At 50.5% G+C, this 15,995-nt stretch carries 13 protein-coding genes; 5 read left to right on the top strand and 8 right to left on the bottom strand.

All coding sequences use genetic code 11. From position 1 onward, the window contains the following. Window positions 1-545: 545 nt before the first annotated feature. On the top strand, window positions 546-755 hold the full coding sequence (locus EHT87_RS07355; RefSeq protein WP_124905319.1) for a hypothetical protein: 210 nt from the start codon (window positions 546-548) through the stop codon (window positions 753-755). 325 nt (window positions 756-1,080) lie between these two features. Continuing rightward, window positions 1,081-3,174, top strand: a complete 2,094-nt coding sequence (locus EHT87_RS07350) for an acylase (protein ID WP_124905317.1) — start codon at window positions 1,081-1,083, stop codon at window positions 3,172-3,174. A 73-nt stretch (window positions 3,175-3,247) separates the two neighbouring features. On the opposite strand, the gene EHT87_RS07345 is transcribed toward EHT87_RS07350, so the two are convergent. The 4 genes from EHT87_RS07345 to EHT87_RS31245 form a co-directional block, all read right to left on the bottom strand. Then, a complete protein-coding gene (locus EHT87_RS07345) occupies window positions 3,248-5,020 on the bottom strand; it encodes a peroxidase family protein (RefSeq protein ID WP_124905315.1) in 1,773 nt (590 codons plus the stop codon). Between the two features lie 139 nt (window positions 5,021-5,159). Continuing rightward, window positions 5,160-6,017 carry a hypothetical protein gene (locus EHT87_RS07340; RefSeq protein ID WP_124905313.1) on the bottom strand — a complete coding sequence of 286 codons (858 nt, stop codon included), beginning with the start codon at window positions 6,015-6,017 and terminating at the stop codon, window positions 5,160-5,162. A gap of 142 nt (window positions 6,018-6,159) precedes the next feature. Then, on the bottom strand, window positions 6,160-6,507 hold the full coding sequence (locus tag EHT87_RS07335; protein WP_124905311.1) for a hypothetical protein: 348 nt from the start codon (window positions 6,505-6,507) through the stop codon (window positions 6,160-6,162). Further along, window positions 6,504-6,668: a hypothetical protein gene (locus tag EHT87_RS31245; protein WP_185716157.1), complete on the bottom strand. Its 165-nt coding sequence runs from the start codon at window positions 6,666-6,668 to the stop codon at window positions 6,504-6,506. The genes EHT87_RS07335 and EHT87_RS31245 overlap by 4 nt, the downstream gene beginning before the upstream one ends. A 205-nt stretch (window positions 6,669-6,873) precedes the next feature. Between EHT87_RS31245 and EHT87_RS07330 the strand changes: the two genes are divergently transcribed. Then, on the top strand, window positions 6,874-8,841 hold the full coding sequence (locus tag EHT87_RS07330) for an ATP-binding protein (protein ID WP_124905309.1): 1,968 nt from the start codon (window positions 6,874-6,876) through the stop codon (window positions 8,839-8,841). Between the two features lie 23 nt (window positions 8,842-8,864). Here the strand turns inward: EHT87_RS07330 and EHT87_RS07325 are convergent, their stop codons facing one another. The 4 genes from EHT87_RS07325 to EHT87_RS07310 all read right to left on the bottom strand — a co-directional run bounded on the left by EHT87_RS07325 (window position 8,865) and on the right by EHT87_RS07310 (window position 13,985). Continuing rightward, window positions 8,865-9,206, bottom strand: a complete 342-nt coding sequence (locus tag EHT87_RS07325; protein ID WP_124905307.1) for a hypothetical protein — start codon at window positions 9,204-9,206, stop codon at window positions 8,865-8,867. Window positions 9,207-9,239: 33 nt separating this feature from the next. Next, entirely contained in the window at window positions 9,240-9,881 is a 642-nt protein-coding gene (locus EHT87_RS07320; RefSeq protein WP_124905305.1) for a response regulator transcription factor, read from the bottom strand. A gap of 251 nt (window positions 9,882-10,132) precedes the next feature. Further along, on the bottom strand, window positions 10,133-12,793 hold the full coding sequence (locus tag EHT87_RS07315; RefSeq protein ID WP_124905303.1) for a vWA domain-containing protein: 2,661 nt from the start codon (window positions 12,791-12,793) through the stop codon (window positions 10,133-10,135). 235 nt (window positions 12,794-13,028) lie between these two features. Further along, entirely contained in the window at window positions 13,029-13,985 is a 957-nt protein-coding gene (locus EHT87_RS07310) for an L-threonylcarbamoyladenylate synthase (protein WP_124905301.1), read from the bottom strand. A gap of 308 nt (window positions 13,986-14,293) precedes the next feature. Between EHT87_RS07310 and EHT87_RS07305 the strand changes: the two genes are divergently transcribed. Both EHT87_RS07305 and EHT87_RS07300 read left to right on the top strand, forming a co-directional pair. Further along, a complete protein-coding gene (locus EHT87_RS07305; RefSeq protein ID WP_124905299.1) occupies window positions 14,294-14,647 on the top strand; it encodes a YciI family protein in 354 nt (117 codons plus the stop codon). Between the two features lie 91 nt (window positions 14,648-14,738). Continuing rightward, the gene (locus EHT87_RS07300) at window positions 14,739-15,977 is read left to right on the top strand and encodes an RNA polymerase sigma factor (protein WP_124905297.1); all 1,239 of its coding nucleotides are present in this window, start codon (window positions 14,739-14,741) and stop codon (window positions 15,975-15,977) included. Window positions 15,978-15,995: the final 18 nt, after the last annotated feature.

Here is a 15,995-nt window from a genome sequence, read left to right as displayed (position 1 = left end):
CTACTGCAAATCCCTTTCTGGATCTCTACGGATGACGCCGTCGAAATTTTAAAAGAACCGTAGGATGAGGCCAGGACGGTTTTTCGGACGGAAAAGCCCATAGCCCCGTTTATCCAGCCTTCTGACCACCTTCCAACCCAACGCCTATCTGTTTTTTTACACATCGTGCACAGACATCTTACTTACGGTTCGGTATATTGACTAGTACACCAATGAATATTTCGCGTGAAGAATATGATCGCCAACCCCTGCTGATCCGTGAAGGGGCGATAAAATTGTGGGGCGTTCCTTTAGCCAGGAGTGTGGATTTGTGCCGAACCCGTCAGTTATTCAGTTTCAATGATTTCTTTGTTGAAATCTGCCACGATAATTCGGATCAAAAGCTCACCTGTATCTGCTCGTTTTCGAGGGTTCAACGGCTGGATCTATACCTTGAACAGATGGACCTCAGCCCGTTAGTTACGTAGTATTTTATAACATCGGTGCCGGGATTTCAGTTGATTGTGTATTTGAACAGGTTTTCAACGCTCAACTACCAAACCAGCATGCGCCAATCCAGATGGGTTATTCTGATCCTGCTCAGTAGTTTACTTTGTCTGATTGCCTACGGCCTGTCGGTGATTGACTGGGTACAGGACATGCAAACCGGCGTTTACAGCCAAAACCGGTTGGAGGGTTTTCTCGAAACGTCTGCTCAGGTTAGCTACCTCTATTTCGCCATTCGCTTCCTGCGAAGCCACATCAATATTTCGTAAACGACCCAAAAAGGTTCTTTCGGGGTGATCCGGAAGCGAGTGGTCGAAAGAGCAGATTCGGTGTCTGATAATTCCATTCGTTGATGGACAAGTCAACATGGCCGACCTTACCGATGAACGCCAGGTGTAGCGTACGTGCCAGATAGCTTCTTTGTGTAAATACAGTAAAAGAAAAATAATGCTTGGTTTTTTGTGGGAAAATGCCGGTTTGATTAGGGAAATTGCAGATATTGTAAAATAGTATGCAAGTGTTATTTTGGCACGCCTGGCTTCCTGTTTTGCTTAAGCGGGTTGGCGTTGGCCACTGGACCTCAAATCAGATTCCATGAAAAAAATTGTACTCCTGGTAAGTAGTATTCTTTCTTTTTTCTCCGCCATAAGTCAATCCCGATTACCCTACAAACAGGCTGAAATTCTGTGGGATACGTGGGGCGTCCCCCATATTTATGCCAAAAATGATGAGAGCCTGTTCTACGCGTACGGCTGGGCACAGACCCGGAATCACGGCGATTTGCTGCTGCACTTATACGGTCAGGCGCGCGGAAAAGGAGCCGAATACTGGGGTGAGTCATACGCCGAAGCCGACCGCTGGGTGATTACCAACGGCGTATATGAGCGGGCGGAAGCGTGGCTGAAAGCGCAAAAGCCGCCTTTTAGGGCTAATCTGGAAGCCTTTGCCAAAGGGGTCAACGAATACGTGATCCAGAATCCCGATCAGATCGATCCGGCGGCCAAAGCGGCCTTGCCCATTACCGCCGTTGACATCCTGGCGCACATGCAGCGGATTACGCATTTTGTTTTTGTGGCCCCATCGTCCCGGCTGAATTCGGCGTTGAAAGGCGCAGACAACGGCTCGAACGCCTGGGCCGTAGCACCCCGGAAATCCGCCAGTGGAAATACGCTTTTGCTGACGAATCCGCACCTGCCGTGGGCCGATTTTTACCTGTATATGGAAGTGCAACTGGTTTCACCGAACATCAACGCTTACGGCATTGCCCGCATGGGTTTCCCGATGCTAACGATGGCTTTCAACGGAAATGCCGGGTATTCGCAGACCGTTAACACCCACGATGGACAGGATTTTTACGAACTCAAACCGGTGGAAGGCGGCTATCGGTTCGATGGTCAGGTAAAAACGTTTACCACCAGAGTGCACACGCTGAAAATCAAGCAAACCGATGGGAGCCTGAAAGAAGAAAAAATGGTGGTCCGGCATTCGGTGCACGGGCCCGTGGTGAGCGACAAAGGAGGAAAAACCATCGCCATGCGCGTGGTCGGGCTGGATCAGCCGGGTATGTTCGAGCAATACTGGGACATGGCCCGCGCTAAAAACGTCACTGAATTTCAGGCGGCTGTCAGTCGTTTGCAGGTGCCGATGTATACGCTGATGTTTGCCGACAATTCCGGCAACATTTTCAACCTCTTCAACGGGCAGGTACCGGTGCGGTCGCAGGGCGACTGGAACTACTGGTCGGGGATTGTACGGGGTGATACGTCGGCGACCCTCTGGACTAAAACGCACCCGTACAAAGACTTGCCGAAAGTACTGAACCCGCCGACCGGCTGGCTCCAGAACACGAATGAGCCGCCCTGGACAGCCACCTGGCCGATGGTGAACCAAGCCGCCGATTTTCCGCCTTATCTGGCTCCGGTGCCAAACATGTCGCTCCGGACGCAGCGGTCGATCAAGATGTTGATGGGATATGATAAAATTACGCTCGATGAATTCATTGCGTATAAATTATCGACCCGCATGGAACTGGCCGACCGCCTTGTGGATGACCTGCTGCTGGCCGCGAAAAAGGAGGGGAGCCCCGAAGCGACGGAAGCCGCCGAGGTGCTGGCCGCCTGGGATCATCAGACCGAAACCGACAGCAAAGGCGCTTTCCTTTTCGACCGGTTTGTGCGGTTGTGGGCTCCGGGGTTAACCGACCTGGGGACCGCTTCGAAACGATTTGCCAGGCCCTGGGACCATGCTGATCCGGTGAACACCCCCGACGGACTGGCTGATCCTGGGGCTGCTGTGAAATTTCTGGTGGCAGCCGCCAAAGAAGTGAAGCAAAAATACGGTCGGCTGGACATTCCCTGGGGTGACGTGTTCCGGTTTCGGATTGGCGACGTCGATTTGCCGGGCAACGGCGGTCCCGAGCCGATGGGCGTTTTCCGATCCATGACGCTGAGCCCGGCGGGCGTCGACGGTACGTTTACGCCGGTGCACGGGGACACGTATGTAGCCGCCATTGAATTCTCCAAACCGCTCAAGGCCCGGGTTCTGACCAGCTACAGCAATGCCAGCCAACCCGGTTCCAAACACCGCACGGATCAGTTACCGTTGCTTTCCCGGAAGAAAATGCGCCCGGTCTGGTTTTTAAGGAAAGAAACGGAGGAGCATTTGGAGGAGCGGACGGTTTTTAAATGAAACGGTTTTACCGCAAGGGAACGGAAAATCTGGCATCGCCTACTCCAGTAGGCGATGCCAGTCAACTGAAACGTTACAGCAACTCAAGGGCATATTTAATGAAGTCGGGCATGTCGAATTTCTCTTTTTTACCAATTTCCGGTGTCCACGCCGGGGCTTGCCGTAAGAAAGAATGGCCATCTTCGAGAAGGAGACCCACAAAGGTTTCAACGACAATACGGCTACCGACCTCACCGAGTTGAACGGGTGTTTCGGGCAATCCGCCATTTAGCAGCCAATCATGCTGAGCTTCAGCCAGAACGTAGTACCAGAGAGGAGCTTTCCCGATGAAATCCTTGTGGATAGACCTGAGGGTAGGCAAGTTGTTGTATTCCAGTGCATTGGTGGCTTTTCCGACTTTGAGTTCCTCATCCTTAAGAGGAGTTAACCCCATTGCCCGGGCCACATCCTGGCCCGAAGGCAGCGACATGGCCATGCCACGAAGCAGATTCCGCAGAGCGAGGTTGTTTGGAATATGTTTGTCTTTGGCATGAGCCTGTAGCTTCCCAACATCGTCCAGGGGTGGTTTTTGGTCAATTTTCGAAAATTCAGGCAGAAAGGCCAACGGGTTGACTATCGAAGTGTCAATTTTGTACGCCGGTTGGGTGCGGTCTTTGCCAAAACGGGTAGCCTTGTCGTCGGTCAGGTCAAAGAAAAGGTTCCAGTCGATTCCCCATTCCTTAGGAAATGAATCGAAACCGTTCAGACCCCGTCCGGGCAAACCGGCAAAAATGAACTGGCGTCCGTCGATTCCCCGGGCAATTTCGTTGGGATCCGTGGTGTCGGGATTATTGCCACCCGTTAAGGTGGTATTTAACCGGTAAATGGGCCGGACCATTGAGTGTCCAAAACGGTAGACGGCTGCGGCAAATTCAATCGGAATAAAGGCGTCGTTTTTCGGATGGAAAAACCGGAGCTTAGGCGAATCTTCTAAAATAGATCGACGGGAGGCCAAATGGGGCAGTACACTATAGAGCACACTTTGCTTTGCAATTTTAAACAGAAAGTCATGCAAAATGACATACTGGTAATGCCAGCGGACCCAACGCTGCACTTGCTGGAACGATAAGTCGGAATGATCGGTGGCATACCGGTTGTGGAATTTCAGGAAAATACCGTGCAACTGGCTAATAATGACGTTTTCATCGTTTCGTTTATCGCCAATCAACGCCCGGTTGAATTGGACGTCTTCCAGTTTTCCCTTGTGCTCATTCCAGATGGTTTCGTGCCACGAATGGCGGGGAAGATCATTCGATCTGATTCCTCCGGTCAGTGCGTTTCCGATCTGAAACAACCGCCCGTCTGACGAATACATGTAGGGTTGATCTTCCGGGCCCCGGCCATACACCGAATCCAGATCGAGCCGGGGCGTCCGGAAATCGACCAGCGCATTGACATCGTTCTGACCTTGCAAACTGCTGGCGGGGTCGAACGTCATGTCGTGGTCGATAAACTGGCCCAGATACGTATACCCCGCGTCGATGCCTTCGTTTTCTTCGTCATCGTGCAGGCGGTTTTGACGAGGCTGGTTGGAATCATCGACATCTTCGCGCGGAGCTAAAGGCAGAAATACTGGTTTTGAATCCAGGGTGCCTATCACCGTCTCCGGCTCTGCGGCCATGCGGTTTTCGGCGTGCCCATCGCCGGCAAGTTCTTTTAGAGCTGCTTCAGACCAGGTAGCGGCTGGCAAACTCCGAAAAATCCGGCCGAAAAGACCTTCAAATTGCGAAGAACGACGATCGAGGTTATCACCCCGAATACCGCCGTGCGGACGGAAAGGGCCAATTTTGTGAGGCTGTTTAATCATGAGATAGAGGAGGGTTTTCAATTAGTAAAGCTGAAGAGATTGTTTTCTATTTACAATGGGAAATTTCCCGGTATTTTGTAGGGTTTTCCTTTTTTAGTTGCATTTAAATTGAGACTAAAAGTTTAATAATGATGGCCATTTAAAATTTAAAACTGCCTCCAACGCTTAATCTGGGGATTAATGCATCGTTTGTTTTGTACATTGTTTTCGTTACTTTATCAACTACAACAGCACTAAAGTCCAGATAAATATTCAGGGGTTTATCCGCGCCGTTTGCTATGAAAAACCGTGTTCCAAGTGTGATAAAATTATTCGATCCTCTTTTCATATCCGTGTTATACTTTAATAAGGGATCTCTATTTACAACAGGTAATAGAAAATTTATGTCGCCGTAAAAACTCAATATATTTGTGATTGGAATGACTTGTAATCCTAACTTCAGGTGTGCGACATCAGAAGTAAAACGAAGCGTATCTCCAACGGTTTTATCGTCCTCGGAAATACCCTGAAGGTTTTTTCCGAGGTAGTTTGCTTTAAAATAAGCGCAAAACCATTCAACTTCCTGCTTTTCGCCGTTGGCTTTTATAAAGTTTACTTTTTTAAATGGAAGCCAGTTGAAACTCATTGAAATGCCGTATACACTGGTTTCCGGGAAGAATAAACTTAGATTCGAAAAACTTTTCAGTGCAAAGGCGGACGTGAAAATCTTAATATCGCCGTAAAAGGAATCATGGGTGTTAAAATTAGTCATTCCATTTAATTCAATCTGTGGAAGTAGTATATTTTTGCCTAATAAACTAGTAAAATTTGGCAGCGCACTCATTTTATTGATTGCATTATTCGAATCGGGTTCACTTTGTCCTTTGGCTTTAGCGTCTTCTTTAGCATCTTCATCTTGCTTTTCCTTTTCCTCATAGGCCTGGTTAAATTCCTGCATCTGCTGGGCGTTTGCGGTGAACGATACCAGGAATAGAATTGAAAGTATAAATGGTTTCATGAGTGAAAGATGGTTTGGTTGGTTACTGGATAGTCTGGGTTACGTATCGGCTGGAATCGTATAGCAGATATGTTTCTCAGGCGGAAGGATAAAATAGCTGCCGGTTTTGGAGGGCAAGAACATCTAACGTGAAAAAAGCGCGTTATTTTTTGGGTAAAAGCTTATTAAAAGCGCCTTCGATAAAATCCGCTCCGGCGTACCCGGCGGCTATGATAGCTAGCTGAACCTCCGGAGTAAATTCGCCTTTGGGGCGGCCCAGATTAGCCAGACAGCCAGCGATAAATCCAATAAACAGCGAGAGCCAGAGCTGGCGGACGTCGAACTTGTCGTCAAAAGCCGCCTTGGGATTGGGGGCGTTCTCGGCTGCGGCTTCTTCACGCAGTTTCTTCAAGCCGACAATGACACGGATACCTTGTCCGATCAAACCAAGCAGTCCGCTCAGAAGAAGGGTGATAAGAATACATTCGGGACTTGTACAGTTTGTAGTCATGGTTTTAGAAAAAATTGAGGTAGAGGTAGATACCGGGCAAAACGGAATGAAATGCGGGCGTCATCGACGGCGTGTTCGTGGCCGCCGGGATTGATAACTTCCTGGCTGTCGATGAGGTCGATCTGACGATTGGTGATCAGGTAATGGGTAACGATTGCCATAAAGGGTAGGGAACAAGTTTGCACCAGCTCTTTTTACTGTCCGGCTGACGGAGAATGGGTCAGTTGTACCGGTAGCTCAAAGGTCTGCATGTAACTTTTGTAACCAAATCCTTGATTATGATGATATTGTATCCTGAAATTTGAGGATATTTACCTGTTCTGATTTCTACTTATATGTAATTAGCCTGATCTGCTCCCGCTTTTTATGAAAAATCTGCTCCTTTGCCTGATTCTGGTTGCACACGCCGGGTTTTCTCAGAAGCTGAAGATCGATAGCCTGAAACGGGAGTTGAGAAGTTTGCAGAGGCAACCCGCCGGATACCGCACCGACACGCTCCGCGGTGAGGTTTTAAAAGAACTCATGCGTGCCTATTCGGATGTAAATATTGATACCTCGGCTTACTACAATGCGCAGTTGATTAAACTTTGTGAAGATTCAAAGCGGACGAAAGAACTTATCTATGCCTATCAGTATGCCGGGTATCTATACCAAATCCGGGGGAACCACCACCAGAGTATTCTGATCTATTATAAAGCACTGACCCTGGCTGAAAAACTAGAACAATACGCCCGGGTGGTGAGATGTTATAGCGGGTTGGCCCACGCCTATACCAGTCTCAAAGAATATGAAAAAGCCATAACGCTCTGTCAACAGGGGCTGGCGGTTTTGGGCAAACATCCGGACGTGACCATACAGTTATCCATTCTGAACGTACTGGGGGCCATTTACCGGGAACAGGGCAAGTTGGATGCCGCCTTGAAGGTAAATCAGCACCTGTATAAGCTCGCACGGCGTGAGCATAAATCGTGGTTTGAATCGCAGGGGATGCACGCCATCGGATGGGTCTATCAAAAGATGGGCAAGCCCACACAAGCGCTGGAATATTATAAAAAAGCACTGGCCCTGTGCCGGCAAATAGGCAGTGTCGATCTGGAAGGCAGCATCCTGCTTCATATTGCCGAAGTATACGTTCTGCAGAAAAACTGGCCGCAGGCCTTATCCTACTGCACCAGAGCCCGACAAACGGCGGTGCTCGTGAAGAATAGCGGTATTGCTGCCGAATCGGAAGAGACGTTCTATAAAATTTTCAAGCAAACCGGTCAGCCTGCCCGGGCCCTGAAGGCGCACGAAAGCTATGTTCAGTTGAAAGACAGCCTTTCCAAAGAAAATAATCAGCAGCGGATCGGCTTGCTAAAGGCTGATTATGACAATATTGAGAAAACCAATGAGCTGAGAAAAGTGCGGGTGATTCAGCTGCAGCAGGAGAACGAGAATCAGCGAATGGCGCAAACCCAAAGCCTGCTGTTTGGAGGAATCGGGGTCATCATGCTCGTTGCGGTTTTACTCTATTGGAACAACAAGCGGCTGCAAGCTAAAAACCGGGAGATCGACCGGCAGAAGGCTTTGCTGGAAACCGCCCGGGAGCAGCTGGCCGACAGTAATAAAACGCTGGAGATTCGGGTCGAAGAGCGGACGGCAGAACTTGTCAAAGCCAATCGGGAACTTGCCAGTCAAAATGAGAAAATAAAAGAGGCTATTTACAAAGGACAAACCATTGAGCGCAAACGGGTTGCCCTGGAACTGCACGACAACCTGAGCGGCCTCCTGAGTGCGGTTAACATGAGCATTCAGTCGATTAATCCCATCAATCTGTCGGAGTCCGAACAGTCCGTGTATGGGAACCTGAAACACCTGATCCAAAACGCGTATGCCGAAGTTCGGAATATCTCACACAACATTCTTCCGGCCGAATTGGAGCGGGAAGGGTTGTCGTTCGCACTGCATACGCTTATCGATCAGTTAAGGCAAAGTTTACCGCTGGATTTCTCGCTCACCATCACCGGTTTACAAAACCGGCTACCGGTAGAAATCGAGTTCAATATCTACAGTATTGTGTTCGAATTGATCAATAACGTCATCAAGCACGCCAAAGCTACCACCGTTGCCATTACCTTATTCCGAACCGATACCGGAGTGGATTTGTCCGTGATGGACGACGGCATCGGGCTGCTGCTGCATCAGCCCAAACGGGGCGTAGGGCTGCAAAACATTCAGACGCGTTTGGATTCACTGGGCGGCACCTTCAACACGGTATTGCCACCGGAAAAAGGCACCTGGATACTGATAAAAATTCCCATTGAAACCGTTCGTTCCAATGGGAATGTCGCTTGAACAAAATCCGGACCCGGTTTTGATTAGCCCCGTCCGATTGGGGGATCAGGCGGATTCATAACATTTCGGTTTAGGTCGGTTTCTGTAATTTTGTAGTAGGTCTTCGGAAAATATTGGTTCACTTCCCCGCTTCGTTCGAGCGCTTCGAAGTTGGCCTTATCACATTGTAGTATCAGGTCTAACGAAGCTGCTTTGAACATAAGCGGCTTCGTTTCGCCCGTATCTGGATCTTTGGTGGCGCTGAAGGTGATGGCCCTTTTCGTGGGATTTCCATTATCATCCAGAAAAATAAGCTCAAGCTTTTCGGCACTGACAGGCTTAAGTTGTGCTGAACCCTGGAATAGGACATAGATTTCATTTTCCATTAGGAAAGCGGGGTTTAAAGTGAAACAACTGGGTTAAATAAGATTGTATTTGATCGCGTACTTTACTAAACCAACCGTCGTCTGCACGCCCAGTTTCTGCATCAGGTGTTTGCGGTGCGTTTCAACGGTGGTCGGGCTGATGAACAGTTTTTCGGCAATCTGCGTCCCCGAAAATTCCTGCGCAATTAATCTCAACACATCCAGTTCACGCGCAGTGATCGCAATTTTCTGCGGTTTATCAGGATCGGTCGTAATTTCCAGGCCCGTATCGTGGGCCAACTGCATCAGTACCTGTTCGCTGTAAAATTTATTGCCCCGCATGATCGTGTTCAAAGCGGTTTCCAGTTCGCTCCGTTCGGCACTCTTCAGCACATATCCGTCCGCTCCGGCCCGAATGGCCTCTTTGATGGCTTCGGGCTGGTCGGCCACCGTCAGCAAACAGATCTTGACATGCGGAAACCGTGCGCGGAGTTGAAGCGTCAGCTCAATACCGCCCATGATGGGCATTTGTACGTCCGATACGACGAGATCGATGGTTGGCTCAATTTCCAGCCTGGTCAGCACTTGCCGGCCATTCGTGTGTTTCGATACAACCTCGACACCCTCTATTGTCGACAAAAGCAGGGCAAGGCTGTCCAGAATAATTCGGTGATCTTCAGCAACGAGAATACGCATGGGTGTGAGTATCGACGACAAACCGGTTGCAATCGGATCAATATACAATCAAAAGTCAACAATCTGTCAATCAATGTAATCGGATCGGGAATAAATGTGCTAAACCGTAAAACGCTGTAAAGGTCGGGGCTTTTGTGTCACCTGACCATCCACAATTTCAGGGATTTTATATCCTGTAATTTGAGGATATTACCGAATTCGATGCCGGGCTTCCGCCGGATTGAAAGGCAACTGCGAAATCGCTCAGGTTTTTAGGGTACCTTTTTGGCCTGAGCTTCCAGAATCAATTGTAACTGAGCCTTTGATTCAGTAACATGCTCGTAATTACCTTGGCCTAAGGCCGCTAGCCTTTTTAGATTTACTGAATTAATCACATTTCGACTAAAGGTTAACACTGTAAGATTGATGTCTTTACGGGCCGATTGTCCGACTAATTCATAAACCGATTCGCTGATCGGAAATTCGCCGTCGGTTGCCAGAATAATCCGGTTGTTGCCCGACGGTATGAAGTGTTTCCCGACCACCTTATACGCCGTTCGGATGCCGTCGTTCCCGTCGGTTTCGCCCGTCGATTTGAGCTGGTCGATGGCCTGGGCAATTTCGGTCGTCTTTGTGCCGGAGGTTGGCGGCAAAACCACCCGGGCTTTTCCCGAATACACGACAATCGAGACCTGATCTTCGGAACGCAGCAGCGGCAGCAGCGATTTAATGGATTTTTTCAGCAGCGGCAATTTATACGGCGACTCCATGGATGCCGACACGTCGAGGAGCAACACCAGGTTGTTGATTGCAAAGCCGTCCAGCGTTGGAGCGGCTTCGGTTGGTGCCGGATTGGCCGGTTTCGGGATGGTTGGCTCGGTTTTCTCAACAACCGGATTGGCCGGTTTCGGGGCCGTCGGCTCCACGTTTGCCATAACCACGGCGTCCGGTTTAGCGCCAATCGGACGCCGGAACGCAAACACGTTGGGTTCCAGGATCGTTTTCAAAACACCGGTTTTGGCCAGTTCGCTGAACTTGTTGTACTGATAAACCAACTCGTTATTGTAGAAATAATAAAACGATTCGTAGGGGTGGGAGCCGGTCGATGAAACCGGTTTTACCTTCTGCGCCATCTCCCCGAACCGCCCGGAATTTTCGGCCAAATCCTCGTACGGCGAGTAGGGGCAAAGGCCGTTGCTGCGACCGTAACGGGTCAGCCCTTTCAGGTTTTTATATTCATCCGTGATCAGCGAACGGCGGTCCGCAGCCACGTTATCCGTGGGCGGAATCTGGGCGGTTTCTCCTTTCAAAAACGACCGGACACCAAACAGAACCGCTTTGGTATCGTCGATCGTTTTGAGCAACGCATTCCCCGCCAGGTGCCAGGAACTGGCCGGATTGGCGGGTTTATAGCTTTCGTGAACCCGGCGCACATCGGTATACAACTGTTCTTTTTTCTGATCGAACATGTCGAACAAAACCGCATACCGATCCAGAATCTCATCGGAGCGTTTTAGCCCATCCTGCTCATAGTGTTTCGCCTGCGTATAACCTACCAGCTCACTGCTCAAGCCATCCATTTCCTTCAAAATAGCCATTAAAACCTCAGCCTGAACGTTGAGGGCTGTCCGGTAAACAGCCGGAATCGTCTTGCTTCCGCTGACTAAAAGTTGATAGTCGGCCGACGGTATTTCAAATGCCTTGTGCGAATAGGTCAACGGACTGTGTCGCCGGTTCCGCTCCGAATCGCGGTGGTATTCCGCCGTCGACTGGTAGTCGCGCACCTGATTCTGCAAGTGATTCATCTGCCGAAGGGATTCATTGATGAAGTCGACATAGGCGTTCAGCGCGTGGAAAGTGGCTTCGGAGGCCGGGGCGGCTGACGGGTTGGTTTTGAACGGAATCAGCGGAAGGTCATTGAACGGTGGTGTTCGCGTCGTTTTCGGCGTGTTTTTTTCGGTCGATTCCAGCGCGAAAACCGGGCAGAATTTGGGATACTCCAGCAGGCGTTTGGCCGGAATGCTGTACTTGACAAAGGCCTGATACGAAGCTAGTAAATCATTATTATAGTGATTAATAAGGCTCAGATAAACCGCATTACCGTGCCGCGCCGTCTGTCTGGCGGTAAACGTATAGGCATTGACGGCGTTCTGTTTAAGTTCCAGAATCGATTGCAGTGCGTTCCTGAAACCGCTAATCATGCCGGAAGCCGGATAGTCGATAGCCGATGCATTTTTGCCAAAATCGGCCAGCCGTTCGGCCTCGGTCACCAGGCTGTCCCGGATGCTGTCGACCGGCCAGCCCGACCCGGTTTCTTCGTTGAGAAAATACGGCCAGCCCGCCAGCGTCTGTTTCTCCCGAATCAGAATCTGGACCATTTCCCGTTCCATTTTCAGGTACACATCGCCGGGATCGTAGGGTTGATGGATGCGGTAAATACGCTGAATCTGGCGGTAAAAAGCTTCCCGCTTCCGGCTGATCTGGCCCACCTGTTTCTGCATTTCCGCCAGCAGCACATCGGATTTTTTCAACCCGTCGCGCTGGTAATCATTCAGCCGGACATACGTTTCCAGCGATTTTCCCGTCTGGTCGAAGGCTTCCAGGAGTTGCCAGAGTGCTTCGGCTTCGGCGTTCAGCTGCTGGGTTTCCCGCGCACTCAGGCGGCTGTTGGCGGTTTCAAGGGCTTTCCGGTAATAAAATTCCTCCAGCGGCCCCGAAGAAGGCAATCGCAGGAGCATCGATGGATGGGTGCGGTACTGTTTCGTGGCGGCATAATACGGCTGCAGTAGCTGAAACCGGTCGGCCACCACATCCACCGACTGATTCAGGAAGGCAACGTATTGATTGAGCGTTTGCTGGGGTGGATCCGCCTGTGAGAAAGCCGAACTATACGCTGCCACGAACAACATGGCGAGAAAAAGAGAGGTATGCATGGTGGGTGTAGATGCCGCAGAAGGTTCGTTCAAAAACCGTTCAACTAATTTATCCTGCAAGATCTAACCTTTGATGCAAGTTACCGTTACCGTTCACGAAAAACGGGACGAATACTGGGTGAAACGGCTTGCGTAGCAGCCTGATGCGGTGTGAATGACCTGATTTGGCGCAGCAAAAAACCGTTGCGGTTCAGGTGTCGCAAGAAAAGATGAGTTTTTGACTTTTCTTTCATCCCTACTTGAAAGCCGCCCGGCGCAGCCGGTCGTTTACCGCCCTGCCCAGACCCATCTCGGGCAGCAACTCCGTAATAATGACGTCGATATCGAACGCATCCAGGGCGCGCATGGCCGCAAACAGGTTCTTGGCCGCTTCAGAAACATCCCCCGTAACCGACAGAATCTGCTGGTGCTCCACCGGAATCAGCCGCGTAATTTCTTCAAAGGCCAGCACGCCAATTCGCTCGGGCTTGTAGGTTGCCAGGGCTTCCTCCGGTTTTTTTAGCAAAAGCGGCTTGCGGGGTGCGTAGTGACTGCTCAACATCCCCGGCGCTTTGGGATTGGACGTCGAGTGACTGCGAACGGAAACCCGCCCGACAATCGCTTCCAGCTTTTCCAGCGTCATCCCGCCCAGCCGGTAAACAATCGGCCCGCCTTCGGCAAAACCGATGATGGTCGATTCGATGCCGACCTGCGACGAGCCGCCGTCCAGTACGTACGGAATCTGGTGGCCCAACTGCTCGGCGACGTGCCGGGCCGTGGTTGGACTGATGTAGCCGAATGGATTGGCACTCGGAGCTGCCAGCGGGAAATCCAGCATGGCGAGCAGTTTGAGCGCCAGCGGGTGGTTGGGAATCCGGATGGCAACGGTTTCCAGACCCGACGAAACCAGGTCGGGAATGATGGCTTTTTTGGGCAATAAAATCGTCAATGGACCCGGCCAGAACCGTTCCGCAAGGCGTCGGGCTGGTTCCGGTATTTGGGTGACAAACGACTCAACTTTATCGATCGAATCGGTATGGACGATGAGTGGATCGAAGGAGGGGCGGTTTTTTACCTTGAAAATTTGCAGAACCGCATCCGGATTCAGGGCATTTCCTGCCAGTCCATAAACCGTTTCGGTGGGTATGCCGATCACCTGCCCCGACTCCAGATAGTCTTTTGCTTTTTGTACGTCCGTTCCAATTTGTACCATACTGTAAAGGTACGATTTTGATTGGGAACGCGGATTAAACGGATTGAACAGATTCACCTGGATTAAAATCCGGATGGATCCATTCATTCCGTTTAGTCCGCGTTCTGACTTTATCAGTTAGTTCCGAAAGGTAGTATTCACAAATAAATAAACTACTGATAATAAGTTGGTTATTGGTTTGGGTGTTCCTGTTGACGCAGGAAAAACGGCCGACTGAAAAAAAGTTTTGAATTTCCTGTCCGGTTTCCATTTCTTCGTTCGTCTTACCGTCAAAAATGAATTAATCACCTCAAACTTTACGTACGCACATGGAAAAATTTATGCTCATCTTCCACGGACAACGAATGGATGAAACGATGTTTCAGGCGTTGTCGCCCGAAGATTTTCAGGCCGAAATTGAAAAATGGAACACCTGGATTGGCGGGATTGCCGCCCAGGGAAAACTGGTCGGAACCGAAGGGCTGTTGCCGGAAGGTAAAGTGCTGACCGGGGGCGGGAAAGTGGTTACGGACGGCCCGTATACGGAAGGCAAAGAAATTGTGGGCGGATACATGGTTTTCAACGCCGACAGTTTCGACGAAGCCATTTCCCTCGCCCAAGGCTGCCCCATGTTTGATACCGGTGGAAAAGTGGAAGTGCGGCAGATTCAGAAATTCATGTAATTGAATGATGAGTTATGAATGATGAACGATGAATTTTGATGCGTCAGCACATTCATCGTTCATCATTCATAACTCATCATTTTTTAACCCCATGTCTGAACCGCACACCCTTGTTGCTCACCTTTTCCGGCATGAAGCAGGCCGGATGGTATCGGTATTGGCAACGATGCTGGGTTTCGACCGCATCGGGATCGCGGAGGATATTGTGCAGGATGCGATGGTTCAGGCGCTGCGAAACTGGCCGTTCCAGGGCATTCCCGAAAACCCGTCGGCCTGGCTGTATCGGGTGGCAAAAAATAAAGCCCTGGATCTGGTTCGTCGCGAAAAGCTTTTCCGGCAAATCAGCGGAGAGTTGGCCAGTGAACACCAGCAAGCAGAAATGATGGAGCGGTTTTTTTTCGAAGAGGAGATCAACGACAGCCAGTTGCGCATGTTGTTTGCCTGCTGCCATCCGTCGCTACCGTTCGAGTCGCAGGTGGCGATGTGTCTGAAAATTCTGTGTGGATTAAGTATTCGTGAGATTGCCAATGCCTTTCTGACCAGCGAAGAAACCATAACCAAGCGGCTTTACCGCGCCAAAGAAAAGGTTCGCTCGAACGAAATCCGGCTCGAAGTACCGTCCGGTCCACAACTGCCCATCCGCGTTGATGCGGTTTTAAAAAGTATTTATCTGTTGTTTAACGAAGGCTATACCTCATCGCATCCTGACACGCTCATCCGGCAGGATTTGTGCGAAGAAGCCATGCGGCTGGCACTCCTGCTCACGCAAAATCCGCAAACGACCGTGCCGGCTGCGCATGCCTTACTGGCGCTCATGTGCTTTCAGGTGGCCCGTTTCGACGCCCGGACGGATGCGTCAGGAGCGATCGTTCTGTTAAAAGATCAGGATCGGACCCACTGGAACCGGGACCTCATTGCGCAGGGTAAACACCAGCTGGCGGCTTCGGCAGCGGGCAATGACCTGACCGAATACCACCTTGAAGCGATCATTGCCATGCAGCATTGCATCGCACCAAGCTACCAGGCAACGAGCTGGAGTGACATTCTGCGGTATTACAATATCTTGCTTGAACGAAAACCCAGCCCGGTTGTGGCCCTGAATCGGGCGGTGGCGCTGGCCGAAGCAGAAGGACCCATGGAGGGTTTGCTGGCGGTTTTGCAAATCAAAGGACTGGATACCAGCCAGTATTACCACTCCATCCTGGGCGACCTGTACGCTCAGCTTCACCAGGCCGACCGCGCGCGGCAACATTATCAGGCCGCCATCCAACTGACTTCATCGCTGGCCGAAAAGCAACTGCTGCAGAAAAAAAACGAGCAGCTCCCGTAGTCTCCCCGAAGTGGTTCA

Source organism: Larkinella knui, assembly GCF_003858645.1.
Classification (GTDB): Bacteria; Bacteroidota; Bacteroidia; order Cytophagales; family Spirosomataceae; genus Larkinella; species Larkinella knui.
Note: the sequence above shows the minus strand (reverse complement) of the source record. Positions and strands in the feature narration are given on the sequence as shown.